Annotated in this window: 17 protein-coding genes, 1 tRNA gene and 2 pseudogenes; 5 read left to right on the top strand and 15 right to left on the bottom strand. The window is 65.0% G+C overall.

Annotated features, from left to right (window positions below; translation table 11 throughout):
- Nucleotides 1–2: 2 nt before the first annotated feature.
- Nucleotides 3–1,307 carry a DEAD/DEAH box helicase gene (locus JX552_RS19880; protein WP_205873645.1) on the bottom strand — a complete coding sequence of 435 codons (1,305 nt, stop codon included), beginning with the start codon at nucleotides 1,305–1,307 and terminating at the stop codon, nucleotides 3–5.
- A 353-nt stretch (nucleotides 1,308–1,660) separates the two neighbouring features.
- Here JX552_RS19880 and JX552_RS19885 point away from each other — a divergent pair, with 353 nt between their 5' ends.
- Entirely contained in the window at nucleotides 1,661–2,071 is a 411-nt protein-coding gene (locus JX552_RS19885) for a DUF732 domain-containing protein (protein WP_205873646.1), read from the top strand.
- A 155-nt stretch (nucleotides 2,072–2,226) separates the two neighbouring features.
- Here the strand turns inward: JX552_RS19885 and JX552_RS19890 are convergent, their stop codons facing one another.
- From JX552_RS19890 to JX552_RS19900, 3 genes are read right to left on the bottom strand one after another with little or no spacing between them, the layout of a single operon-like run.
- A complete protein-coding gene (locus JX552_RS19890) occupies nucleotides 2,227–2,931 on the bottom strand; it encodes a GAP family protein (protein ID WP_205873647.1) in 705 nt (234 codons plus the stop codon).
- 34 nt (nucleotides 2,932–2,965) lie between these two features.
- Complete coding sequence (locus JX552_RS19895; RefSeq protein ID WP_205873648.1) at nucleotides 2,966–3,286, bottom strand: STAS domain-containing protein; 321 nt, start codon at nucleotides 3,284–3,286, stop codon at nucleotides 2,966–2,968.
- On the bottom strand, nucleotides 3,286–5,805 hold the full coding sequence (locus tag JX552_RS19900) for a SpoIIE family protein phosphatase (RefSeq protein ID WP_431195872.1): 2,520 nt from the start codon (nucleotides 5,803–5,805) through the stop codon (nucleotides 3,286–3,288). The genes JX552_RS19895 and JX552_RS19900 overlap by 1 nt, the downstream gene beginning before the upstream one ends.
- Before the next feature lie 619 nt (nucleotides 5,806–6,424).
- Here JX552_RS19900 and JX552_RS19905 point away from each other — a divergent pair.
- Nucleotides 6,425–6,495: transfer RNA gene (locus JX552_RS19905), tRNA-Cys, on the top strand.
- Nucleotides 6,496–6,577: 82 nt separating this feature from the next.
- Here the strand turns inward: JX552_RS19905 and JX552_RS19910 are convergent.
- Nucleotides 6,578–7,408: an LLM class F420-dependent oxidoreductase gene (locus JX552_RS19910; RefSeq protein WP_205873649.1), complete on the bottom strand. Its 831-nt coding sequence runs from the start codon at nucleotides 7,406–7,408 to the stop codon at nucleotides 6,578–6,580.
- An 80-nt stretch (nucleotides 7,409–7,488) separates the two neighbouring features.
- Here JX552_RS19910 and JX552_RS19915 point away from each other — a divergent pair, with 80 nt between their 5' ends.
- Nucleotides 7,489–7,983, top strand: a complete 495-nt coding sequence (locus JX552_RS19915; RefSeq protein WP_205873650.1) for a nitroreductase family deazaflavin-dependent oxidoreductase — start codon at nucleotides 7,489–7,491, stop codon at nucleotides 7,981–7,983.
- Here JX552_RS19915 and JX552_RS19920 read toward each other — a convergent pair.
- Nucleotides 7,974–8,528, bottom strand: coding sequence for a TetR/AcrR family transcriptional regulator (locus tag JX552_RS19920; RefSeq protein ID WP_205878571.1), 555 nt, complete (start codon nucleotides 8,526–8,528; stop codon nucleotides 7,974–7,976). The two genes, JX552_RS19915 and JX552_RS19920, sit on opposite strands and share 10 nt — an antisense overlap.
- Nucleotides 8,529–8,623: 95 nt before the next feature.
- Here JX552_RS19920 and JX552_RS19925 point away from each other — a divergent pair, with 95 nt between their 5' ends.
- Nucleotides 8,624–9,052 (top strand): nitroreductase/quinone reductase family protein, encoded by a 429-nt coding sequence (locus tag JX552_RS19925; RefSeq protein WP_205873651.1) that lies wholly within the window; start codon nucleotides 8,624–8,626, stop codon nucleotides 9,050–9,052.
- A gap of 6 nt (nucleotides 9,053–9,058) precedes the next feature.
- On the opposite strand, the pseudogene JX552_RS19930 reads toward JX552_RS19925, so the two are convergent.
- A pseudogene (locus tag JX552_RS19930) lies at nucleotides 9,059–9,358 on the bottom strand (NADH oxidase); the annotation flags it as partial.
- Between JX552_RS19930 and JX552_RS19935 the strand changes: the two are divergent.
- Nucleotides 9,355–11,859: pseudogene (locus JX552_RS19935) on the top strand (condensation domain-containing protein); the annotation flags it as partial. The pseudogenes JX552_RS19930 and JX552_RS19935 overlap by 4 nt on opposite strands.
- Before the next feature lie 10 nt (nucleotides 11,860–11,869).
- Here JX552_RS19935 and JX552_RS19940 read toward each other — a convergent pair.
- The 8 genes from JX552_RS19940 to JX552_RS19975 all read right to left on the bottom strand — a co-directional run bounded on the left by JX552_RS19940 (nucleotide 11,870) and on the right by JX552_RS19975 (nucleotide 26,167).
- Nucleotides 11,870–12,211, bottom strand: a complete 342-nt coding sequence (locus tag JX552_RS19940) for a hypothetical protein (RefSeq protein WP_205873653.1) — start codon at nucleotides 12,209–12,211, stop codon at nucleotides 11,870–11,872.
- A 188-nt stretch (nucleotides 12,212–12,399) separates the two neighbouring features.
- Complete coding sequence (locus JX552_RS19945) at nucleotides 12,400–14,166, bottom strand: PE family protein (RefSeq protein WP_205873654.1); 1,767 nt, start codon at nucleotides 14,164–14,166, stop codon at nucleotides 12,400–12,402.
- 69 nt (nucleotides 14,167–14,235) lie between these two features.
- Nucleotides 14,236–15,093 (bottom strand): ABC transporter permease, encoded by an 858-nt coding sequence (locus tag JX552_RS19950; RefSeq protein ID WP_205878572.1) that lies wholly within the window; start codon nucleotides 15,091–15,093, stop codon nucleotides 14,236–14,238.
- A complete protein-coding gene (locus JX552_RS19955) occupies nucleotides 15,093–15,959 on the bottom strand; it encodes an ABC transporter ATP-binding protein (protein ID WP_205873655.1) in 867 nt (288 codons plus the stop codon). The genes JX552_RS19950 and JX552_RS19955 overlap by 1 nt, the downstream gene beginning before the upstream one ends.
- Nucleotides 15,956–21,505 carry a type I polyketide synthase gene (locus JX552_RS19960; protein WP_205873656.1) on the bottom strand — a complete coding sequence of 1,850 codons (5,550 nt, stop codon included), beginning with the start codon at nucleotides 21,503–21,505 and terminating at the stop codon, nucleotides 15,956–15,958. Before JX552_RS19960 ends, JX552_RS19955 begins: the two co-directional genes overlap by 4 nt.
- A gap of 153 nt (nucleotides 21,506–21,658) precedes the next feature.
- Nucleotides 21,659–23,422, bottom strand: coding sequence for an NAD(P)/FAD-dependent oxidoreductase (locus JX552_RS19965; RefSeq protein ID WP_431195995.1), 1,764 nt, complete (start codon nucleotides 23,420–23,422; stop codon nucleotides 21,659–21,661).
- A gap of 143 nt (nucleotides 23,423–23,565) precedes the next feature.
- Complete coding sequence (locus tag JX552_RS19970; RefSeq protein ID WP_205873658.1) at nucleotides 23,566–24,846, bottom strand: cation:proton antiporter domain-containing protein; 1,281 nt, start codon at nucleotides 24,844–24,846, stop codon at nucleotides 23,566–23,568.
- Between the two features lie 430 nt (nucleotides 24,847–25,276).
- Complete coding sequence (locus JX552_RS19975; protein WP_205873659.1) at nucleotides 25,277–26,167, bottom strand: TPM domain-containing protein; 891 nt, start codon at nucleotides 26,165–26,167, stop codon at nucleotides 25,277–25,279.
- Nucleotides 26,168–26,223: the final 56 nt, after the last annotated feature.

Below are 26,223 nucleotides of genomic sequence, written 5' to 3' on the forward strand. Positions count from 1 at the left end.
GACTAGCGAGCACTGCGTTGCAGCTCGCTGGGCCGCCGACGACGTCGTTGCCCGGCCGCCCCCGACCCGTGCCGTTTGGCCGGCTTAGCGGATTGCGGCGCAGCGATTTTGGGAGCCGGAGCCCGGTACGGCGCCACCTCGCCTACCAACGCCTGCACCTGCGCGGAGTCAGCGGTCACATGCTGCGGTTCAACACAAATCCCCGCCTTACGCAGCAGCGCCCGGGTGTCCGAGCGCTGCTCGGGCAGCACCAAAGTGACCACATCGCCGGCGTTTCCGGCACGCGCCGTACGACCGGACCGGTGCAGGTACGCCTTGTGCTCGGCGGGGGGATCGATGTGCACCACCAGCTCGACCTCGTCGACGTGGACGCCACGCGCGGCGATGTCGGTTGCCACCAGGACCCTGGCCTGACCGGTGGTGAAAGCGGCGAGATTGCGGTCACGCGCCGGCTGAGAAAGGTTGCCGTGCAGGTCAACTGACGGGATACCGGCATCGGTCAGCTGCTTAGCCAGCCGACGGGCGTGATGTTTGGTGCGCATGAACAGGATTCGGCGTCCGCTGCCCGAGGCCAGCCGGTGCACGAGCTCCTTCTTGGCTTCCGCTCCGGCGACGTGGAACACGTGGTGGGTCATCGCCGCTACCGGAGCGTTGACCTCGTCCACCGAATGCAACACCTGATCGCGCAGGAACCTGTTGACGAGTTTGTCCACGCCGTTGTCGAGGGTCGCGGAGAACAGCAGCCGCTGTCCGCCCGCCGGCGTGGCGGCCAGGATGCGGGTCACGCCGGGCAGGAACCCGAGATCTGCCATGTGGTCGGCTTCGTCGATCACGGTGATCTCGACCGCGTCCAGGCTGACAAGGCGCTGTTTCATCAAGTCCTCGAGCCGGCCCGGGCAGGCCACCACGATGTCGACGCCGGATTGCAGCGCGGCAACCTGCCGATTCTGCGAGACGCCACCGAAGATGGTGGTGACGCGCAGGTTGCGGGCTGCCGCCAGCGGTTCCAGCGTGGCGGTGATCTGGGTGGCCAGCTCGCGGGTGGGCGCCAGAACCAAACCCGACGGCCGTGACGCTCGCCGCCTGGCCGGAGCGAGCCGGCTGACCAACGGAATCGAGAAGGCGAGCTTTTTTCCGCTGCCGGTCTTGCCGCGACCGAGAACGTCTCGGCCGGCAAGTGTATCGGGCAGGGTCTGCACCTGGATCGGGAAGGGGGCGGTGATGCCGGCGGCGGCGAGCACGCTGACCAGCGGTGCGCTCACGCCGAGGTCGGCGAAGTTCTTCTCAGTAGTCTCTTGTGAAGTCACTGTTTTCGGTGCCTTTCGGGCATCGGATGCGCCGGGTTCGTCGTGAGGAATTCACGAAGATCCGACACAAGCTGGCGAGATTGCCGGTGGGCAAAATCGATCGCCGCGAGACCGTAGTGCTTGGTGCACGGATCATCTGAACGCGACGCGCTGAGCCGCGAATTTCGGGCTGGCGCCGGTGGGATGAGGAACGTTCCACGACGTGTTGGCAGTAGTAATGGAAGGCCAACGTTGTTGACAGTCTATCTCACCGACGCGAGAGGCCCTAATGGCGCGGGAATGAGCCCGCTCACGCTTTCGCGGTGCTACTTTCTGCAAGCGATCGATGCGAGTCGGGCTGACCAGGAGGAACAGTGTCGGGCAAAATGAGCAGGGTGCTGGCCGGTGTGGCGATTGCGGCGGTCGCGTCGGCCCCGACGGCCCCGACTGCCTCGGCGGAGCCTGGGCCGGGAAGTGGCGAGACCTTCTTCGTCGACTACATGACGCGCGTATTCGTCCCCCCGACGTCAGAGGCGGCAGCCCGGGCGATAATCCCGTTGGCTCAACAGGTCTGCGATGCCAAAGCTCAGGGTCAAACCGATCTCCAAGCCGCCAACATCGTGGTGGCCGGCAACGGCGTCGAAACGATCGGTCTGGGCACCGGTTCGGTAGCGGGAGACGAGGGAACCGCCTTGAACGTCGTCAATGCGGCAACCCTCGCGTACTGCCCGCAATACAACCCCACTATCGGTCAACCCGTGGTGCCGAACATTCCCGTGGAATGAGCCCGCGCCCGTCGTTGCCCGCATCTGCCTGATGCGGCATCGGTACTGCGATCCAGGACCGTTGCAGACCAGACGGGGCGCTCGGCCCGGCCGACCCGCGAAGCACGTGCTGGTCCGCGGACTACATCCTCGAATAGCGCTCTGCCACAGGGTAATCAAGCACTCACAAGGCCGACGACGATCAGGACAATCCCGACGACGAGAAGCAGACCGACGACTTCCATTCGGCGGCGTGCGCCGACCCAGCTGTTCAGCGCGCCCAGAGAACGGCGCGTCGTGGCCGGCGCCAGCAGGTAGGCAAGAAGCGAAATCTCCACCAACGCGAAGGCGACGACGTTGTACAGCACCAGCGCCCCAACCTGATTCGCGGCTGCGGCACCGGATGCCAGGATGACGGCCAGCGCGGCCAGGTAGTCCACCGAGGGCAGCGCGATTCCCAGGCCGGCCACCGCCGCGACCCACAATTGCCGTCCGGTCAACAGCTGCCGAAGCCACTCATGCAGCCTCTGCAGCTGGGTTTCGCGCTTCGCCACGTCGCCCATTTCCGGGCTGGTTTCCGGGCGGCGGCGACGGCGGTAGTCGACCGCGACCCGGACCGCCAGAATCGCGGCGACCGCGACGGCCAGCCCACCGATCAGGACCTGAACGGTGGGCAGAGTGAGGTCAGTGGAAGCGGCCAGCCGCCGCCGGAAGACGAAAATCACGACGAGGCCGACCGCGAAGCCCATCGCGAACCCGCCACTCAAGAAGGCGCACAGCTGCAGCAGCGGCCGCGGCCTGTTCAGCATCAGCACCGTCATGCCGATCCGGAACGGCTCCAGGCTTACCGCCAGAGCCATCACCAAGATGGGAATCCACATAGGCATTGGAGAAACCGCCCTCGCCCGGGCTGTTTCAGTGTCCTGCCACCGCGGGTTCGGTGCTCACCAACTCGGTGAGGCCGCACATGGAAAGAATCGACATCAGCAGCGGATGAGCGATGAGGTGGATGTGTTCGGCATGATTGAACAACGCGTTGATTGCGGCGCTGTCCAGGTACTCGACTGCACTGAGGTCGACCGTGAGTTTTCGGTCGCCACCGGCCGCCTCAGTTGCGGCGGCGGTCAGCGCCCGGTCGAAAGCGTCGATATTGCTCAAGTCGATTTCCCCCACGGCCAACAGCACGGGTTCGCCGTCGTTGCCGTGGGCAGTGTCCAGGGTGAGCGACGTGGGCATCAGGTGATCCTCGCGGATAGATGGACCGTGGTTCCGGCGGTGTCGGAGTCGATCGTGACGTCGTGCATGAGCGCGCGCATGAGCTTGATACCCCGGCCGCGTCGGGGGTAGGAGTCCGGTTCGGGAATCTTCCAGGAGCCGGTATCGGTGATGGTCAGCTGGACCTCGTCGTCCAGTGCCGTCGCACCGAGAGTCACGATGCCGCCGGGACTGTGGCGATGGCCGTGCTCGATAGCATTGGCCACAGCTTCTCCGGCTGCCAGCAGCACCTTCGCCGCCTGTTCCTGATTCAGGCGGGCGCGGGACAGCCAATCCCGTAACGCCGAACGAGACGCCGCCAGGTTTTCCGGGTCGGCGGGGAACGTCATCTCCAGTGGCGCGGGATGGCGATAGAGCATCAGGACCACATCGTCCTGATAGCCGTCGGTGGGGGCGAGACCGGACATCATCTGTGTCGCCAAACCGTCGAGTTCGCTGGCGCGGCCGTCCTGGATGAACGCGGCGGCGCGGGAAATGCCGTGCTCTATCGGTACGCGGCGCCGCTCGACCAGGCCGTCGGTGTAAAGCGCCAAGGTGGCGCGCGCCGGCATGACCGCGTGCGCTTCGGCCCGCGGCCACCCCGGCCGCATACCCAGTGCGATCGTGCGGCCGTCGTCGAGCTTTCGGATGGTTCCGTCGGCGTCGACGAGAATCGGCGGGGGGTGGCCGGCGCTGGAGTACACCAATTCACCGGTGTCCGGATTGAGCACCACGCAGACGGCGGTGGTACACGCGGCTCCGGGCAGTCGCGCGGCGAACCGGTCCATGCCGGCCAGGACGGCGCTGGGACTGGAGTTGTCGAAAAGCAATGCGCGGCAAGCGCTGCGCACCTGCCCCATCACCGTGGCGGCGGCCAGCCCATGGCCGACGCAGTCGCCGACGATCAGCGCGATGCGGCCGTCGTCCAGCTCGACGATGTCGTACCAGTCCCCGCCCACCTGCAGGGGCGGGCTGGCGGCCTGATACCGGACCGCGAAGCCGTGCGGCAACTCAGCGGGTCCCAGAATGGCGTGTTGCAGTGCCAGCGCGGTTTCGCGCTGCTGGTCGACTTGGTGCACCCGCTGCAGCCCCTGGCCGAGCCGGCCCGCCAGCACGGTCAGCAAGGTCTGGTCCTCGAGGGTGAACGGTCGTTGCTCGGACAGATCGATCCATACGACGAGCACACCCTCGGGATGCCGCAGCGCGATGCCTGCCGTTCCCGGCTGCGCGGTGTTGGGCGTGAGCAGGTCCCCGTCGCGCAAGGAGATGAGCAATTGACGCGCGTCCGACGGCAGGTCCGCCCACTGTGCTGCCTCACCGACGGAGACCACCAGCGGCGCACCGTAGGCGACCGACTTGGTGGCATCGCTGCGAGCCGGGAAGGTGACCGCGAGCACGCGGCGCGCCCGCCACAACCGACGCAGTTCTTCAGCTGCGGTTTGCACCGCCTCATCGACCGTATCCGCTTGTGCCAGTTCCTGGTTGAGCGCGTGCTCGCGCCCTGCGGCCAGCGCCAGAGCGATCGCCGCGTGCCGGGCGAAGTCGCTGACGAGTTCGAGGTAATCACTGCCGAAGGCAGGCTGCTGCGGGCCGCGCGCGACCGCGATCACACCAAGCACCGCCTCGTCGGCAATGAGCGGTATGACGATGGCCGAGCGCTCACCGACATCGGTGAACCCCTCGATCGGATACTGGAAGGAATCGGTGATCAGCGGCAGACCGCGGCGCGCGACACCACCGGTGGTGGAGGCGTCCATCGGCACTTGCTGGCCGACCACCTGCGAGGCGTAGCGGCCCGCGGTCGCGGCCACGACGAGCGTGTTGACTTCAAGGGCCGGAAGGTCGGGCTCGCCGGGCACCAGCAGGATGGCCTGCTCGGCATCGGCCAACTCCAGCGCCCGGTTGACGATCAGCTGCAGCGGCCCCGTCTGCGGGTCACCGGACAGCAGCGCAGTGGTGATCTCGCGGCTTGCGTTGGTCCATCTCGCCGATTCGCGCTCTCTCTCGAAGAGGCGCGCATTGTCGATGGCGGCGGCCGCAGCCGTGGCCAACGCCCGCACCGCGCCTTCTTGAGAATCGGAAAACACCCGACCGGGCCGGTCGTCGGCGAGGTAGAGGTTGCCGAAATCGGCGGCCCGAACGGTGATCGGTATCGCCAGCAGCGCCCGGATCGGCGGGTCGTCGGCCCGGAGTCCAGCGGACCGCGGATAGGCACTGAGGTCATCGACTCGAATCCCCTCACCGACCTGCAGCCCACCGAGGCGCTGCGACGTGGTATCGCCCATCCCCTCGTGGATGAAGGAGGACAGGGAACCGTCGCTGGCCCGCAGACCCAGCGATCCGTACCTGGCGCCGGTCAGCTGCATCGCCCCGCTCACGATGCGATGCAGCGTCATGTCCAAGTCGAGATCGGACCCGATTTCGACAATGACCCGCACCAGCTGTTGAAGCTGGTCACGGGCCGCCACCAACTCGTCGAGCTGTTCGTGGATGCGGCTCACCAGGTCACGCCCGCGCTGCCTGGTGACTCCCGCCGGTCGTTGTTCATAGTTTTCGTGCCTAGTCGTCGGGTTTCGTCGTCGGGTTCAGTGATGATGCGTCGTGCCCGTGCGCCGCACGTTCAATCACAGCACCCGCTTTCCTACCCGCCAACACCGGTCTGCAAACTCCGCCTCGGCGGTACCTGACCGATGGTTGTCCCGAGAAACCTGCGCGCGGCATATAGCCAGCCTTCGGACGATGTTTGTCGTGGCCAGCGAAAACATCCGTGCAACCGGACGAGGACCGCAACGACAGCAGCGAGGTCCCAGACGCGGCACTCGGTGACACCAGTTCTCGAGCGAGGAGCACCGGCAACGGGTGAGCGCCGCCACCGAAGCCGTCGAATTGCGCCAGCACCATGGGGCTGTTTCGCGACGACTCCCCGGGGAACCCGACGACCCCGCCGCCCACGTGCGCGCCGAGCGTCGCCATCACCGTCTCCGTACTGGTGCCTGGGTGCGCCCGGCCCCTGCCCCACCGGTTGTTCACCCGGATCGACCGGCCGGCCCGGTAGGTAGCGATCAGGCCGAGGCAAACACTGGGCCGCGGCCGGTCCGTACTGGCACGGTAGGGGTTCGCGCGGGTGTGGCTGAGTGGCTAGGCAGCGGCCTGCAAAGCCGTACACACGGGTTCGAATCCCGTCACTCGCTCCGCGCCTTCAGTTGGGCGAGCAGACGCAAAGGCACACTGGAACACGTGCTCCGAGGTGCTTCTGCGTCTGCTCGGGGAATGTCAGACGCGGTACTGCGCGACTCGGGCCGCATAGTCGTCGAGCAACCGCAGTGACTCGTCGCGCGGTTTGGTGGGCAGCAGCAGCCCCAGCTGCCCAAAGCCCAAATCCTCTGCAGCGCGCCAATATTCGAGATTATTGGGCGTGCCGAACATGGCCAGCGGGACGTCGTGGCCGGCGGCGCCGCGCAACTGCTCGACGCGTCGGGTGACTTCCTCGATCGGGAAGGGATTGGAAATCCAGCCGGCCTGGTGCCGGACCACCCGCTTCATCGTGGCGTCGGAGTTGCCGCCGATGTAGATGGGCGGATGCGGCCTCCGCACCGGCTTGGGCCGGATATAGGACGGCGGGAAGTCCACGTGTTTGCCGTGGTATTCGGCGGGTTCGTCGGTCCAGAGCGCCTTGATCGCTTCGATGCGTTCGTCCAGGAGTGCGCCGCGGGTCTTCGGGTCGGTGCCGTGATCGCGCATCTCCTCGAGGTTCCAACCGGCGCCTACACCGAACACAAAGCGCCCACCCGAAATCAGGTCGATGCTGGCGGCCTCCTTGGCCGTGATGATCGGGTCCCGCTGGATGAGCAACGCGATCCCGGTGAAGAGCTCAATCGTCGACGTCACGGCCGCGGCCGCGGCCAGCGTGACGAACGGGTCCAGAGTCCGGTAGTAGATTTTCGGCAGCTCCCCGCCGAGCGGGTAGGCCGATTCGCGGCTCGCGGGGATGTGCGTGTGTTCGGCGATTATCAACGACTCGAATCCGCGTTCCTCGATCGCCCGCGCCAGTGACACCGTATCGATGCTGTCGTCGTTGACGAATGTTGAGATCCCGAACTTCATCGCACTTGCCCCTGTCGGTCGATGCCGCACCACCTGTCAACGACATTAGGCTGTGTTTGGCAAGAGAGGAGGATTCGTCCTTGGCTCAGCAGCCGCGGACATCCGCAGCATTCTCCGCTGCCGGGCGCGTACTCAGCCGACCGGCGATGCGGCCGGTGACCCGCGCGTTCAGCAACCTGCACGCGGCGATGTATCGATGGACCCGCGGCCGGGCGCAGAACCGCAAGTATCCGACCATGCTGCTGACCGTCACCGGCCGCAAAACCGGTAAGCCGCAGACGGTTCCGCTGATCTATGTCAGAGATGCCGAGCGGTACGTGATTGCGGCCGCCTACGCGGGCAGCGACACTGACCCGGCCTGGTGGCTCAATCTTCAGGCGAATCCCCGTGCCGTGGCGCAAGTGGGCGATGAACGATTCGACGTAGCGGCGCACCTCGCCCCGTCGGATCGGCGTCCGCAGCTGTGGCGGCGACTGGTCGAGATGTATCCGTACTTCACCGAATATCAGCAGCGCACGAGCCGGCAGATCCCGGTGGTGCTCCTGCGACGAGTGGCGGACGGCGATCAACCCTGATCCACCAACCGGTCGAGCACCCGCGCGGTCCGGTCCAAAGGGTCGGTAGAACGTGTGGCCCGACAAAGGATGACGGCGCCCTCGACGGCGGCCACGATGGTGGTTGCCAACGCCGCCGCTTCTTCCACCGCAACTCCTTCTTCGCGCAGCCGTTCGGCAATCAGCTGCTGCCACGCGGTGAACGCCTCGCCGGCGGCATCTGCGGCTGCCGGTGACTCGGTTCGTCCGAGTGCGGCAGCGACGACGGGGCACCCGGCGGTGTAGTCGCTCGAGTGCAGCGTCTCCTGCCACGACTTGACGAACGCCGCCAGAGACGCCCGCACATCACTGCCGGGCGCCTCACCCGCCAACGCCGAATCGAACAGCCGGCCCGCCTTTCGGGTGGCCTCGGCCATCAGTTCCGATTTGCCGCCCGGAAAGTTTACGTAGACCGACCGGCGAGCGGTGCCGCTGTGCTCGAGCAGGTCGGCCAGGCCGGTGCCGGCCACCCCGTGCCGGCGCAGCATTTCGATGGCGCTGTCGATCAGGCGCTCACGGGCGGTCATGGTCTCCTCGCCGGGTCCTGGGTTCACTTGCTTGCAGTATACCGATTGGTCTACTAATGTCAGGTAGACCGATTGGTATAAATGACGGAGGCGCGATGTCAGACACACACGACCCCAAGACCCTGCAGAAGTTCCGGCGGGAACGCGCCGTCGGACGCTACGTGTTCAATCCGATGGTGAAGGGCCTGAGCCGACTGGGCCTGCGCACCGCGCTGGCCACCGAACTCGAGACCATCGGTCGCAAGACGGGACAGCTGCGTCGGGTCCCGGTGTCCGTGCAATTCGACGACGCCGGGGCGTGGCTGATCTGCCAGCACGGCACCCGTTCCGGCTGGGGACGCAATATCGTCGACAACCCGAATGTGCGCGTGCGGCAAGGTAATCGGTGGCGCACCGGGGTCGCGACTCTTAGGCCCGACGATGATGTGGTGGCCCGGGGCCGCCAGTTCGGCCGCCTGGGCGCGACCGTGGTGAAGGCACTGGAGACCACGCCGGTGTCGGTGCGGATCGACTTCACCGACTGACCTCGGCTACGCGTTCGGAGTCACCAGGAATTTCTCGCCGGTTGCCCGCTTGACGTATTCGTTGAACGCATCGGGCGCCAGCATGCCCGCCAGTGACACCTCCCGGGTGTACTTACTGGCGAACGTCGTGGTGAGTTCGGCCGCCACCCTCGCGCGCAACCGCGCGAAGGTTTCCCCGCCCGCCTTCTGCAGGAACGGGGTGAGCAGCCACCCTCCCACCCCCCACGCCATCCCGAAGTTCCGGGTGAGCACGGTAGGGCCGGTGTCGAGTGCACCGTAGATGTACACCTGCTTGTGCACGCTGGAGCACACTGTTGCGCGGCGGACGACTGGTGGTGGTGGGCGAGGACGTCACCTGCTCCCCCAACGAGTTCCACGCCTTGCTCGTGGCAGAGCACGTCACGGCGCTGACCCAGACGCCCTCGGCGGTTGCGGCGTTGCCGACCGAAGGGTTGACCGGTACAGCGCTGGTTGTCGGTGGTGAAGTCTGCACCGCCGAGGTAGTGGACCGCTGGGGCCCCGGGCGGGTGATGGTGAACGCCTACGGCCCTACCGAATGCACCGTCTGCGTGTCCGTCAGCGCACCGCTGACCGCCGGGTCGGGGGTGGCGCCGATCGGGCGACCACTGCCGGCGACGGCGATTTTCGTGTTGGACCGCTGGTTGCGGCAGGTGCCGGTGGGCGTCGTCGGGGAACTCTACGTCGCCGGAAGCCAACTGGGAGTTGGGTATTGGCGTCGACCGGGATTAACCGCGTCGCGCTTCGTGGCGTGCCCGTTCGCTGGGGCCGCGGCGCCGGGAAGCCGTATGTACCGCACCGGAGACCTGGCCTGTTGGGGTCCTGATGGACAGCTGCAGTACCAGGGTCGCTCCGATGAGCAGGTGAAGATTCGCGGCTACCGCATCGAGCCGGCCGAGATCACCGCGGCCCTGGTTCGGTCGACGGGTGTGGAGCACGCCGTCGTCATCGCCCGCGAAGACAGTCCGGGCGTGAAACGCCTGGTGGCCTATATCACCGGCGAGGCCGAACCCGACGCGGTCCGCGCCGGACTCCGGGACCATCTACCCGATTACATGCTTCCGGCGGCCGTGATGGCGCTCAGCAAGTTGCCGCTGACCGTCAACGGCAAACTCGACGTCGCCGCCCTGCCCGTTCCCGAATACACCACCGCCGGGTACCGGCCGCCGGCAACGCCGGTAGAGGAAATCGTCGCCGGGATCTTTGCGCGGGTCCTCGGCCTGGAGCGCGTCGGTACGGACCAGTCGTTCTTCGACCTCGGCGGCGACTCATTGCTGGCGATGCGCGTGGTCTCGGCGGTCAACACCGCCCTGGCCGCGGACGTGTCCGTGCGGGTGTTGTTCGACGCCCCGACCGTCGCCCAGTTGACGCCGCACGTCAACACGGGAACCGCTGCGCCGATATCGCTTGCGCAGGTTGAGCGGCCGAAAACCGTCCCCTTATCCCTTGCCCAACAACGCATGTGGAGTGTCATCCAAGCGCAGGGGCCGTCTGCGGTGTTCAACATACCCTGGGTTTTCGAGTTGCGGGGCCAATTCGATACGCAGGCACTGGCACTGGCTTTGACCGATCTGGTGCATCGCCACGAGCCGTTGCGAACCATCTACCCAGCCGTCGACGGCGTACCGCACCAGATGGTCCTGCCGGTGGAAGAGACCGAATTGCGCTGGGAGGTCATCGATGCCACCAGCTGGACGCCGGACCGGATCACCGAAGCCGTTGCCTCGCAAGCCCGCCACCAATTCGACGTCGCTGCCGAGCTGCCCCTGTCGGCCCGGCTTTACCGACGGTCCGATGACGAACACGTGCTGGCTCTCGTGCTGCACCACATCGCGGTCGACGGCTGGTCACTGGCCCCGCTGGCCGCCGATCTCAGCGTGGCCTACCGCAGCAGAAGGGCCGGGCAGGCGCCGCTCTGGGAGCCGTTGCCGATCCAGTACATCGACTACGCGCTGTGGCAACGTGCACATCTAGGTGATCCGGCGGACGACGACAGCGTGATCGCCGCCGAACTTCGGTACTGGGAACAGACGCTCGCGGACATGCCCGCACCCTCCGCGTTGTCCCTGGCCGACGCCGGCCCCACTTCGTATGACAACCATGGCGATACGGCGGTCGTACAGTGGCCCGCGACGTTGCACCGCCAGGTGAACCGGCTGGCGCGTGAGCACCATGCCACCAGCTTCATGGTCGTTCAAGCGGGCTTGACCGTGCTGCTCTCACAACTGGCCGCCAGCAGCGACGTTGTCGTGGGCATTGCCGTCGCCGGGCGCCGCCACCCGATGCTCGACGACCTGGTCGGCATCTTCGTCAACACCGTGTTGCTACGCGTCGAGTTGGCCGACGACATGGACTTCGCACGTGTGTTGGATCAGGTGCGGCACCACAGCTTGCAAGCATTCGACCACCAGGACATGCCTTACGGGATGCTCGTCGACCGGATCAACGCCGCCCGTTCGTTCCCGCCGGGGCCGTTGACGCAGGTCATGCTGGCGTGGCAGAACAACAAACCCGCGGAGCTGATACTCGGCGATTTGGACATCACCCCGATTCCCGTACACACCGGGACCGCGCGGATGAACTTTCTGTTGTCCCTGGCCGAGCACTTCACGGATACCGGCGAAGCCGCCGGAATCAGTGGGGTCGTTGAATACCGTACTTCGGTATTCTCACCCGCAGCCGTGGAACTCATCGTTCAACGCCTGCAGAAGCTGTTGACGGTGGTGATTGACGACCCGCGGCGACCGCTGCCGTCAATCGTCGAACTCGACCAGCTGCCGTCGTTGTGAACCGCGGCGGTCAGTTCGCCGGCGCGGCCCCCTCGGGCGGAATCGCTCCGCCGCAGCCGCCGGGTGGCGGCGGACCGGGCATCGGCTCATCGCCACTGACGCAGTCGTAGTAGAACTGCGGACCGACCATCCAGGTCTTCATCCACTGGTGCCAGTACGACCCGTCGGGGTACTTCTCGCCGTCGCATACCGCCAAGTTGCCCCAACCCCAGCGCCCACCGGGACAGAACCCTTTCGTCATGTCGGGCTGGTGCGGGTCAGGCGGGTCGGCGCTGGCAATCGCCGTCGGGAAGGCAAGCGCCGCAGCACAACCCAATATCGCAGCGCTACGGCGAGCGAGCATGAATGTCATTTCGACTCCCTGTTGGATCAATTAGGCCGATGCCGAGTGGTGATCAGAGCGGGTGGATGAGCCGGAGCGGCGACGCATACGCGAACCTTTCTTCAATGGCCTGACCTCGATCGATTGTTCCATGGCAGATGAGAGTCTTGCAGCCCGCGGCGTAGGCGGGAAGGCTTCATTTCTGGCATCACCTTCGATCAGGACGTGAACGGGAACGGCCGACCAATCAGCGCCGACCCGACCGCTACCGCCCCGATCCCGACGCCGAAGACACCGAACATCGCGTTGGTCGCGGGAATGAGTTGCAGGTACCGGTTGAAGCCGCCGAGGTCACCGGCCGCCAGATGATCGACGCCGGTGGCGAAGTAGTGCAGATCCGAGGTGACGAAATACCCGGGTCCGGCGATCAGAACCGGTGCTATCAGCCGGCCAATTTCGATGGCATTGACCACGGCCGCGGGGGCGCCATGACGGATCGCCTCGTCCGACAGTGAATCACCGAACTGATAAATGCTGGAGGTGATGACGGGATCGATCTGATCGTCGATGACGGTGCTGACCCATCGATCCAGGTCGTTCAGGGGGGTGCTGACGGCGTGCGTCAGCTGCGGCGGCACCGGGAAGTCGGTGGGTATGGCCGGCACCCTGATCGCGATCGGCGACGAAAGATGCTCCGGAATAGGCAGATTCGGTAGCTGCGGCAGTCCTACACCGAACAGGGCGTCGTTGACTCCTTGTTCCGTGCCTCGGGCGAAGTCGCCGATCACCGCCAGCGGATCAAGCTGTGTCGGAAACAGGCCGGCCGGCGTGTGCACGTCCGCGTAACCGGTGCGGTCGTAGCCCAGCTCCACGATCACCCGCAGGTTCGGTTGAACGAGGTCCAGCAGCGGTTCGGGCACCACCCCACGCAACGGCTGGAGCAGCGGCAGATTCTCGGTGGGAATCAGGATGTACGTGAGGTCGGTAGCCGTCGGAGACACCGGCGCAACGGTGCCTGCGGCGATTTGCGCGGCCGTCAGCTCCTGGTAAGTGCCGTGCGAATAGAAGATGCCCAGAATCGCGTTGGCGGAGGACACGACGTTGAGTGGGTATTGCGGAAAGTCGGCCCAGCCGTCGTATTGCCGGGTGTAGACGGTCGTCGGGTAGATGCTGTCTGGTGTGGCGCCGGAGAAGGTCAGGCCGAGGGGCTGAAGGTGCACGTCGGGAAAACGGGCCAGTATGCCCCCGTTGGGGTTGTTGGGATTACCCAGCAACACGAACGACAACTGATCCGGACCCGGGCGCAGGTCGGGCGGCAGGCTGGCCAGGTGACGCATTTCCATGGTGGCCACCGAGGCGCTTTGCGAGAAGCCCAGCACGACGGCGTCTCGTCCCGCGCCGTATTCGGCCATGATCGCGCCGTGCAGGATGGACGCTCCGCGGGCCACCGATTCGTCGAAGGTCAGGCTGGGAATGCCGCTGAACGGTTGGAACTGTTCGGGTGTGGTCAAGCCGAAGGGCGTCGCGCCCGGGAAGAACGGCCGGATGTAGAGGTTGTAGACCTGACGCAGGTAATGGCCCGAGGGCACCGGATTCCCGGTGGGACCCATGATCAGGGCCGTCGGCCCGTAGAGCGACAGGGCCGGCTTGGCCAGCGTGGGAGCAGACGCAGCCGAGGTGCCGCCGTCCGCCAGCCGGGTCGCACCGGCCACCTCGGTATCGGTGTAGGCCCGTGCCGCCGAGTTAAGTCCCCGGACCACTCCGTCGTGGAACGCGGCCACTTGCGTGGCCAGGGCCTGATAGTCGCGGGCGAACGTTCCGAACAGGTCGGCTACCGCCTCGGAGACCTCGTCAGCCGCCGCGGCGGCAATCTGGGTGGTCGGCAGTACCGCCGCCGCGTTGGCCGTGCTGATCGTCGCGCCGATGCGGCTCAGATCCGACGCCGCTGAGGCGATCACGTGCAACTCGGCGACCACAACCGACATCGCTGCCACTCCTACCATCCCGTGTGCGCCCCAGGAGCGCTGCCCAGCGGTGGATGGTATCGCTTTGGCTCAGTTCTTGTCGGACCATCGGAAAACGGCGAGGCAGGCGATCAACCCGCCGATACTCCATGCCGTCAGGATGAAGAACGTCTGCCAGTGCTCCCAGCTGCCGGCAGGTTCGAACACCACCATGTTTTGCGGCAACAGCACCGACCGGAAGCCTTGCGCCATCCATTTCACCGGAAAGACAGATCCGATGGTCAGCATCCACGCCGGCAATACCATCAGCGGCACATAGGTTCCGGACAGGAACTGCAGCCCGACCGCCGGGCCGTTGGTGAGGACGGCCGCCGAGACCGCATTACTGGCGAAGTTGCTGATGAAGATGCCTAGCAACGAGCAACTGACGATACCCAGCAGGAACACCCAGGTCAGCGTGAACCAGCCGAAAACGGTTGTGGGCAGCCGCAGTTTGAAGATCAGCACTCCCACCGAGAGCAGCACCACGGCCTCGGCGAGACTGGCGACGGCAACCAGCAGAATCTTGCCGATGAAATACGACGACGCGGTCGTCGGCGTCCCGCGAAGCCGTCGCAGGGCGCCGGTGTCGCGGTCGGCCGCGATGCTGATGCCCAGGTTGATGAACGATGTCGAGAGAATGCCGTAGGCGAGCATGCTGGCGGCGATCACGGCGCCGGTGCTGGTATCGCTGTCCGGCAGCTTCGCGGAGAAGATGGACCCCAACAAGATACAGATGACAGCCGGCATCGAAAATGTCAGTGCCACCTGTTCGGGGCGACGGTAGAACATCTTGAGTTCGGGGACAACGCGCGACAATCCGATGCGCACGGGTGACGGCAGCGCTGAATCGGACTCAGCGGCGCGGTGTCTCGTCGGTCGGGTGCGTCTGGTGTGGTCGACGGCCATCATGCCCGGCCGATCAATTGCAGGTACGCGTCTTCCAGCGTCGGCCGGGTAACGGTCAGCTGACTCAATTCCACTCCGTCCCGGGACCGCTGTCTGATCAGCTCGGTCGGATGATCGGTCTCCTCCACGTGGACCCGGTCGCCCTCCATCCACCGGACCGTCGCCGCGGACTTCACGTAACCGGTCAATTTCGTCGGCGAATCGACTGCGACCACTCTTCCTTCGGCGATGACGGCCACGCGGTCGGCCAGGGTGGCCGCTTCGTCGAGGTAATGGGTGGTGAGCAGGATGGTCGTGCCGTCGCCGGCCAACAGTCTGATGAGGTCCCAGAACTGCCGTCGGGCTTCCGGGTCGAAACCGGTCGTCGGTTCGTCGAGGAAAAGCATGCTAGGCATGGCGATGATGCCGAGGGCGACGTCGAGGCGACGGCGTTGCCCGCCGGACAGCGTCCGCACTTTCGAACCCGACACCGCACCGAGTCCGACGAGTTCGAGCACCTCTTGCGGAACTCGAGCTTCGCCATAGCATTTCGCGAACATGTGCATGGTTTCGGACACGGTCAGCATGCCGAAGTCGCTGGCCTCCTGCAGCACTATGCCGATCTTGGCGCGCCAGGACCTGCCGGCGGTTCCGGGATCTTCGCCCAGCACCGCCACCTCGCCGGCATCGCGTTTACGGTGGCCTTCGAGGATTTCGATGGTGGTCGACTTGCCCGCGCCGTTGGGTCCCAGGATTGCGAAGATCTCGCCGTACCCGACATCGAGGTCCAGCTCGCGTACCGCCTGAATATTCCCGTATGCCTTGGACAAACCGCGGACGCGCACCGCGGACGACTGATCGGTAGACGTGCCCGCAGCCGCACTCACGATTGCGTCCCTCCGGCCTCCTGCTCGCCTCCTTCGAGTTCGGCCAGGAGCTGTCGCAGTTCAGCCTCGGACAGCTGGTCGATGAGTCGATCGACTTCGTCGTCAGCGGTACTCGGTTCTGCCTCCTGATCGGAGACCGCGTCGGCGTCGGCACCCGGCAAATGCAGCTCTGCCAGTATTCGGGCGGCGAGGGAGTTGACGCTCACCCCCCGCAGCAGTTCGAGCACCGGCAGGTCGATCGCGAACATCGAATTGACCCGCACCCTGAAGTCCATGGCCATCATCGAATCCAAGCCGATGTCGTTGAGGGTGTCGTCAGGACCGATCTCGCCGACGGCGAGATCGAAGACGACAGCAGCGATCTGACGGACGTGGCCGGCGACTGCGTCGAGCCGGTCGGCTTCGGGAATCCCGGAGAGAAACTGGAGTATCGACGATTCCGAATCCGCCGGATCCGCCGCCGTCTCGGCCGTTCCCAGTTCCGAGAACATCGGCGGCAGCCCCGCACCGAGCCCGACGCTGCGGGCCCGCCTCCAATCGGCAGTGATGGCCACGACGTTGGGCGTCCGCTGGTTGATCAGCCGGTCGAGTATCCGCGCGCCGGCGGCGGGGGTGATGAGTTCGATTCCACGCTGGGCATATACCTTCTCCAGCTTGAGCTCCTCGACCATCCCCACCGACCAGGGGCCCCATCCGATGGTGAGCGCGGGCAGCCCCCGGGCCTGCCGATAGTGCGCGAACGCGTCCAGGAACGCGTTCGCGGCAGCGTAGTTGCCCTGTCCGGGTGAGGCGATGACCGAACCAGCGGAACCGAACATGACGAAGAACTCCAGATCGCAGCCCTGGAAGGTCTCGTGCAGCACACGGCTACCGGTGATCTTCGGCGCCAGCACCGTGGCGAAATCGGCTTCGCTCATGTTGACCAGGAGTTGATCGTCAACTGAGCCCGCTGCGTGGATGATCCCGCGGACCGGTCGACCGCCGGCTCGGGTGTGATTGCTCAGCCACGTCTGCACCTGGTCGGCGTCGGTGATGTCGACACTGGCGGTGATCACCTGAGCGCCAAGGCGTTCGATGGTGCGGATGGTGTCCACCGTCGCGAAATGCGCGCTGCCCTGGGCCAGCTCGGGCCAGTGCTCCCGCGGCGGGATCTCGCTTCGGCCCAGCAGCGCGATGTGGCGCGCCCCGCGTTCGGCGAGGTAAGTGGCCACGATGCGGCCCAGGGCGCCGCCTCCGCCGGTGACGACGTAGGTGGCAGCACTGGTGAGTTTGGTGGGGAACGGTTTGGTCAGGCTGCTGCACAGGCGAAGCCGGGGAACGTAGGTGGTGCCGCCGCGTATCGCCACCTGGTCCTCAGAATCGTCGGTGAGAAGGTGCCGGCAGATGCGCGCGGCGTTCTGGACGTGGTCGTCGGCGTCGTCGATGTCGAGCAGCCCGCCCCACTGATCGGCGAATTCCTGGTGCCCGATGACACGGCCGAGCCCCCACACCGGGGCCTGGTCGACGGCTAGCGTCGTAGTCCCCGGCGCCGGTTGCGCGTTGCCGGTCACTACGTACAACCGGGGCCGCACCGTGTCCTGATCGGCGAAGGCTTTGACGAGCTGCAGAATCGCGAAAAGACCAATCTTGTAGTCGATTTCGGACTGTCCGGTGATGTCCAGCGGCCAGCAGTCGACCAACCCGGCGACATCACCGGCCCGTTGCAGGTGTGCGGCGAGCAGTTGGCGCAGCTGTTCGGGACGCCGCGGATCCACCACGTACCCGCCGTCGATTTCGGTCAGCGCAGCGCCGGATCGGCGTTCGACCGCCCAGGCCCGTTGGCCATGGCCACGGAGCTGTTCTATGACCGCGGCACCGACGCCGGAGTCGTCGACCAGGACCAGCCAACCGCGCTCGGGGGCCGCGCTCTCCAGCTCGTATCCGGTGTCTTCGATTGCCTGCCAAACAATCTCGTAGAGACCCTTGTCGATACGTTCGGGCGACATGCGAGACGAAGCGGTGAGGGATTCCACGGTGAAGCCGCTGAAGACGGCAAGCGGCTCGCCGACGCCGTCGATGATGGTGATGTCGCTTTCGATGCGTTCCCTGGTGGCCGAGACAACGCGCACGTGAGCGGTCATGTCTTCCCGCGGTGAGCCGTAGATGGCGCTGCGGCGGATTCTGGTGGGAAGGTAGGGACTCTCGTCGGCGTCCTGCCCGACGATGTTGGCGCCGAACAGTGCCTGGAACGCCGCGTCGATGAGCGCGGGATGGAATCCGTATCGGTCGACTTCTGCGGTGATCGGTGCCGGAATCGCGATCGCGGCGGCGGCCCAGCCATCGCCGGCAGTGAGTTTCGTGACGGCTTGAAATGCCTCACCGTATGCGAACCCGATGGCGCGCGTGCGGTCGTAGAATTCCTCCCCGCTGAGAGTGGTGACAAGGTCGGCGTCTTGCGCGGAATCACTGCGGTCGGACTCGGACGTTCTGGGGCGAGTGTTCAATTCCGCGGTCGCCGTGATCGCCCACTGCAGCTCCCCATCGGTTGTCGCGGTGAACGCGGCGAATTCCAGGGCGCCGGTGTCCTGGTTGAGCGTAGTGCGGAGAACCGGATCGCAGGTTTCGTCGAGGATGAGGGCACGTTTGAGCACCAGGTTGTCGACACAGTGCTCCGAGGATCCATAGGTTGCTGTCGCCGCCGCCAACGCCATTTCGACGAACACCGCGCCGGGCACGATCGTGCTGCCCTGCACCTGATGGTCCGCGAGGAAGGGCGCCAGGTGCGTGCTCAACTCGACCTCCCAGGTCGGGTGCACGGCGCTTACCGGTTGCCCCAGCAGCGGATGGATCGGGTTGTAGTGCAGATCCTCCACGGCTTCCTGGGTTTCGTTCCAGTAGCGTTTGGATTGCCACGGGTAGCTGGGCAGCTTGAGCAGTCGCGCTCCCCCGCCCGGGTAGAGCGCCTCCCACGCGATCGGGTGGCCGTGACAGTGCAGCGCGCCAACGCAATTCATCAGCGTGCGGGAATCGTCGTCGTCGCGTCGCTGGGCGGCCATGACGACGATGTCCATCTTGCGATCGCCGTGCTGACTCCCGGCGATCTCGATGAGCGAGGACGCCAGCACGGGGTGCGGGCCCAGCTCGACGAAGTGCGTGTATCCGTCCTCCAGCATGCGGCGCGCCGCGGGCTCGAAAAGCACTGTGGCGCGGGTGTTCTGCCACCAGTAGGAGGCGCCGGCCGCGTAGCGCTCCAGCAGTTCACCGGTGACCGTGGAGTACAGCGGGATGGTCCCGGCATCCGAGGAGAGCCCCTGCAACGCGCTGCACAGGTCGTCTTTCACCGCATCCATGTAATGCGTGTGGTACGGCACCTGGACGTTGAGGAACCTGTTGAATGCCTTCGCGTCGTCGAGCTGGCCGGCGATGTCGTCCAGGACGTCGCTGTCACCGGCGAGGGTCACCGCTGACGGGCTGTTGATCGCCGCGATGGAGACCCGACGCCCGATCTCATCGCGCGCCTTGTCGTCCAGCGTCTGTAGCAGCACGTCGGCGCCGAGACCGACGGCCAGCATGCGACCGAGTCCGGTGGTGCGTTGTTGAAGGCGACTGCGGTGATAGATCACCTGGATGGCGTCCTCGAAGGTCAGCAGTCCGGCGAGGTGATGAGCGGCCACTTCACCTGCGCTGTGCCCGATCACCGCGTCGGGTCTGATGCCCCACCGACCCAATTGCGCCGCCAGTGCCACCTGGATGGCGAAGTTGGCCGGCTGCGCTATCGCTGTCTGCGCCATCCGGGAGCCGGACTCGTGGGATAGAAGTTCCTCGACCAGCGACCAATCCGTGTAGCGGGACAGTTCGCGATCGCTGCGCAGGATGCTTTCGGTGAAGGCCGGATAGACGTCGAACAGCCCCCGGCACATCCTCCACCACTGCGGGCCCATGCCGGTGCACACGAAGGCCAGTTTCGGCGTGGTGGGCAGGACGCGGTGGGACGCGATCTGCCCGCCGTCTGCGAGGGTTTGCAGCTGATCTCGGGCGTCAGCGATGCTGTCGGCGATGAGAGCACGCCGATAGTTCAGATGCGAGCGGCGTCGGCCCAGGGTGTAGCCGAGATCGGCCAGCGTCAGATCGGGATGAGCGCTGAGGTGCTGCGCCAGGTTCTGTGCCGTCGCCAGCAGCGCTTCCTCGTTGCGCGCCGAGATGGGCAGCACAGCCAGCGGCGGGTGCTCAGCATCGACGGTCGTCCCGGTGCGGGCCGGCGGCTCAGCCAGCACAACGTGGGCGTTGGTGCCGCCGAACCCGAAAGAGTTGACCCCCGCCAGACGCCGTTCGCATGCGGGAAACTCGCGGCCGATGCGTGGAATGTCGATCTTCATCTGCGACAGCGGGATCCGCCCGCTGGGATGCTTCAGGTGCAGGTTCGCCGGGATGTACCCGTGTTTGAGCACCAGCGCACTCTTGATCAACCCGGCAACGCCGGCACCGGCCTCGAGATGCCCGATGTTGGTCTTGACCGATCCGATCAGGAGAGGACGCGTCGCCGGCCGGTCCGCGGCCAACGCGTTTGCCAACGCCTGCATCTCGACCGGGTCGCCGACCGGGGTACCGGTGCCGTGCGCCTCGACGTACCCGATCTCGTTGGGGTGAACGCCCGCACGCCGCAAGGCCGTCGTGATCGCGGATTGTTGCGCCTCTTCGCTGGGAACCGTGATGCTGTCGGTGTGGCCGTCCTGCGATACCGCGGTTCCCAGGATCTGGGCGTATATCTCATCGCCGTCGCGGAGCGCCCGATCTAGTGGTTTGATGACGACAACGGCCCCGCCTTCGCCGCGCGCGTAACCGTCAGCGGACTCGTCGAATGCCTTGCAGCGCCCGTCGGGACTGAGGAATCCGCTCTTGGATTCGGCGATGGCCGTGTTGGGACCCACCATGATGTTGACACCGCCGGCCAGCGCGAGATCACATTCGCCGTTCCAGATGCTCTGCGCTGCAAGGTGTACCGCGACCAGCGAGCTTGAGCATGCGGTATCCACCGTCATGCTCGGACCGCGGAAGTCGAAGGTGAACGAGATCCGGTTGGCCAGCATCGTCATCATCATGCCGGTGGCGGAATGGGTCTTGAAGCGGTAACGGCTGGTGCGACCCTGGTTTTGCAACAGCTGGTAGTCAAGCGTGAAGCCGCCGATGAAAACACCGACGTCGGTGCCGGCCAAGTCGTCTAACGGTAACCCGCCATCTTCCAACGCCTCCCACGTCGTCTGCAGCATCAAACGTTGCTGCGGGTCGAGCAGGTTCGCCTCGCGTGGCGAGATTCCGAAAAACTGGGGGTCGAATTTGTCTATTTCGCTGAGGAACCCGCCGCGGCGGGTGACCATCTTGCCGACCTTCTTGGGATTCGGATCGTGATATTTGTCGGCATTCCAACGTGTTTCGGGAACGACGCATGTCGCGTCGGTGCCGCTGCACAGCAGGTTCCAGAATTCTTGCGGGGTGTTGGCGCCGCCTGGGAATCGGCACCCGATTCCGATGACCGCCAAGGGTTCTCGAGTGCCTTGCGCGGCGCCCATGTTCATCCTTTCTGACCGACGACCCGAGTGCGACTATCGCTGGATCGCTGCCGGCGGGTTGCCTGGTGATCTGCCGAGGTTGCTGTTTTCAGCCGGCACCGCGACGCCGAGAAGGCGCGGCGAGGCTGCAACTTGCGTGAAGATTTCGCAGGATCAACTAAATTCGAGCGCGGGTGTGGTGCTGACGATCCACTCTTCGCTGATCGGGTTGATTGCCTGCTCCCGGCGGTAGATGGCGCGGAGTTCTTGCAGGAAGGAGTCCCGTTGCCACGCCTGGACCTGCTGCATGACCTCGTCATCGGAAAACCTCTCGCATTGCTCCGCAACTACCGTCTCAGCCAACTGGCCTGCAATCTGACGAAGTAGCAGCGCGTTCGCGTCGAACTGCGCGGTGAAATCGGCAGCGCGTCCCATCATGGCTTTGTGCAACGTCACCATGAAGTTCAGCGGGGCGTACAGATCGACAAAGCCCCCGGACGGGCGCACATCCGCGACTGCGGCCCACTCTCGGAAGAACCGTTGCATCCGGTTACTCAGCGCGATGAGTCCCTCCAGGTGGGGCACCACCCCGGGATCGTCGGCGACGTTGACAAATCGATCGTTGCTGTAGAGCAGACCCAAAAATCCCCAGTAAAACGCGATGTCCCAGATCACCTTCGCGGCCATGACAGCCGGCGAGCCCATCAGAATGTACTGATTGCAGTAGATCGCCAGCCACATTTCGGTGAGAGAGCGAAAGAGCGAATCGCTTATTCCGGCCCGCCCCACGACATCTTCCCCGCCGAGTTCGCGGACAATCATGTCGGTGATGAGCCCGTTTCCGATCGCCACCAGGTCCAGTCCCGATGAATACAGCGGATCGAGGAAGACTCCGGCGTCGCCGGTGACGCACCAGCGGTCGCGGCCGTCATACACCTGGGTGACGCCGTGACTGTAGTTCTTCATCACCCGGAAGTCTTTGATCAGATGGTCGATATCCGCCAGTACCGCCGCGCATTGCGGCTCGTGTTCGCGTAACCACGATTTGGCCTTGGCCAACGTGTTGAAATCATTGAACGCGTGGAACGCCGGGTCGGCCACAATCCCGACGCTGGTCGCCCCGGAGGCAAGCCGGATGAGCCAGACCCAGTAACCCTCACCCATCAGATGATTGGTCGACATCGCACGGTCGCCTTCGATCAGGCGTGCTTGCCAGCTCGGATCATCGCTCCACTGACCGATGTCGATTTCCGACGCGACGCGCAGCCATACGGCGTTGCAGTTGTGCTCGTTGGGCCGCTTCAGCTCCAATTGCCGGGGCAAAGCCCGATTTCGCCCCGACGCGTCAGCGACCCAACGAGCCGTCTTGTGAATGACGGTTTCGCCATCCTGTATGGAAAGGGAATGGGAACGATTTCCGCGACCGAATTCGACGGACCGTACCCGACCCGAGACAATGCTGACGCCCGCCGCAACGCAGCGTCGGTTCAGCTCGTTTTCCAGCCTGCCGCGGTCGATCTGATACGTCACCTGAGCCGTGAACGAGGAACTGCCGAGTTCCATTCGGCGGGCGATATCGGCGTTGTCGTCGTGCGAAAAAAACATTCGCAAACCCATTTTCCGGATCTGCGCCGTGTTCAAATGATCGGCCAGTCCGAGGCGATCCCGTAGATACTGCGCGGAGATCTCGACCGTCGACTCACCGACGGTGTGAGTGATCTCCGGGGCGGGATGCGGGTTCGGCTCGATGACGAGCAGTCTGGTCTGGGGCCGCGCTCGGTGGATCTCCAAAGCCAGAGTGAGTGCTGCGACGCCGCCTCCGACGATGGCCACGTCGTACTCGCACGAGCGGTCTTCGCTGTCTGAGAGTTGACTCTTGATCTTCTGCGCCAGGGCCTGACGCGCCTCCGAGCTCAGTTGCGACAGCTGCGCCCGCACGTCCACTCGTCCCCCTTAGCAGGAGTGTTTGGCAAAGACACTTAATAGTTAATTAGGTTACACGAAATCATGCTCCGGTTCTCAGGGAAGTCCGACCGGCCAACGCGGTCTGATATGCCATAGGAGGCAAAGCCAAGACAGGACTAGCCTTCCCTGACTGCGATCGCCCGCTCTGGCGGGACGCTCGGTTCGTCCACTCGGTGCCGACCGTAGACGAACTCGAATATGGGCGTGGCCATCAGGGTCGTGACGATGGCGACCAAGACCAGAATGGTGAAGAGCGTCGGTGTGATGATGCCGGCTTGCAGACCGATGTTGAGCAGGATGAGCTCGATGAGCCCTCGCGCATTCATCAATGATCCCAGTGCGATGGATTCGCGCAGCGGGACCTTATTCAACCGAGCAGCCACCGCGCACGCCAAGCCTTTTCCCGCAACCGACACGACGAGAATGCCCAGCGTCACTGCCCACAATGTCGGGCTGTTGAGCAGCCCGATCTGCGTGTTCAGTCCTGAATAGACGAAAAACAGCGGCAGCAGAAACGTGGTCACCAGGGGCTCGAGCCTGGTGGTGAGTTCTTGTGCGAAAAAACCGGACGGCATAGCCACGCCGAGAACGAAGGCACCGAATATCGCGTAAATACCGATCGTGTCGGTGAACCAGGCGCACGCCATGAGGAGGATCAGGACGGTGCTCAACACGGGCGCGGTGATCGTGTTACGTCGTTCGGAGATCGTGCCCAGCACATTGAGTGCCTTTCGCCCGACAGTCACCAGCAACACGCTGTAGAGGATTCCGCCGACTATCGCGGTGGCAGCCAGGGCGGGATTTCCCCGGTGGATGGCGAGCACTATTGCCAAAAGACACCAGGAGAGCGCATCATCGGCCGCGCCACACGCCAGCGCCAGGGTCCCCAACGGCGTGCCGGAGAGCCGCTGTTCGAAGATGATCCGGGCCAGCATAGGAAATGCCGTGGTGGCGATCGACGCGCCCAAGAACATCATGGCCATGACCAATGTGACGCTTTTGTCGAAATAAATTCCTCGCGCGAGCAGGGGCACAGCGAGAAGCGATCCCAGCGCAAGCGGCGCGAATATTCCGGCAGCAGAGACGGCGACCGCGGTGCCGGCCCGATGTTTGATGAGGTTTACGTCGAAATTGAGCCCGATGAGGAACATGTAGAGCACCAAGCCAATTTGCGCCATGATGTAGAGGACGGTGTTCAATTGCCCCGGGGGAAATAAATGGTGTTGTATGCCCGGCGCAATTCGGCCCAGCAGCGAGGGTCCGAGAAGTACCCCGGCGATCATTTCACCTACGACTTGCGGTTGCCCGACGAATCGGGCCAGCAACCCCACCAGACGGCACGCTCCCAGAATGACGGCCAATTCGAGGAAGAAATGTATGGCGGTTGCGGCGGGCATAGCTCAGGTCCTCTGGCTCAGGTTGCTCCCGGAGTCCAGTTGCACCGAAACGGTTGTCAGCCACATGGTTTCAACTCCGTAGTCCGCGAGCATGGATCTTTCGGCATCGCGCCGTCTCGGTTGAGGCTACGGTAAGCAACCGAGAAGCGCTTCCCTCGGTGCGCGTTCCCGCGCCGACGTGCAGGCCTGGAAGCTCTGTGGCGCAGGCAGTCCCGTCACGCCTGCCGTTGCAGCGCGAAATGGCGCGGTGGATGCCGAAAACACCGCGGGTCCGTCAAGCAACCGGCGGCGCCGGTCGGCAGCGACAGCCGCAGTGTGCGAACCGGTTTGCGGCAGAACGAGATTCTTGCCGGTATCGCCTACTGACGTCCACGGTGGGATCGATTACGGAAAGCTAGTTGCTCCGGCAGATGTTCGCGTGAGCCGCTGATCACCGGGCACTTCGAGAACCCCGCGCGCGGTGCGCTGCCTGTACGTCGGCGTTTGCCAGCGCCTGTGCCTGCGCGGCGAGCGTCGAAGCCTGGTTGGCGTGAGCGATGGCGTCGCGCTGGTTGCCGGATGCCGAGCTGTGCGCGGCCGCCAAGTGTCGTTTGGCCTCGTCGAGCCTGGACTTGGCTTCCGCCCCGACGCTCTGACGGTACTTAGCGGCGTAGTCGGAGATCTGACGCACTCTGGTCTCTGCGGTGGACAACGCCCGCCCCGCCGGGTCAAGGGGGCCGTCGACACTCGCCCGGCCGTCTCCGGCTTCAATCGCACGTGCGGCGCGCCGCCGGCGGTGCCTCCGGTAGAGCAGGACAAGCATCACGATCAGCACCACCGCGCCGACACCGATCGCGATGAGAAGCCAAACCCGCTTGGACGAGCTTGGCGCTGTGTTCAACCCGTCGGCCGCGCCGACCGCGGCACCACTCCAGTCTTTCGCGCTCACCGCCGGCTCGATGCGGTTTCTCTGCAGAACGCTCAACTCGTCTGCCGCGATCCCCGGCGCGGTGAACGTGTAGAGCTTGGTGTTCGTGGCCACGGCCAGCAACGCGTCGTGGTCACCCATCCCGGTCGCGCTGCGGGTTCGATCTGCCCAATTCTCAGGCTTGAACCTGGAGAAGTTGTCGACATAGACCACCCACAGCTGTAGGTGCTTCTCGCGATACAGCCGGTCCACCGCCGAGCTGACCGCCGCCCGACCCGAATCCGTCAACGCCCCGGTCATGTCGGTGATGTGGTCGGTGAGTTTGGCCGGCGGCTGCGCGCCGGCGGGGGTTGCCAGCAGCAAACTCGCCGCGAGGATCGACAGGACCACACCGTACAGGCGAACAATGCGCATGCGGGTAATCTAGCCCGCCGCAAGCGGCTATCTTGAGAAGGTACGGCCCCGATATT

This window comes from Mycobacterium gordonae, assembly GCF_017086405.1.
In the GTDB taxonomy this organism is placed as follows: domain Bacteria; phylum Actinomycetota; class Actinomycetes; order Mycobacteriales; family Mycobacteriaceae; genus Mycobacterium; species Mycobacterium gordonae_D.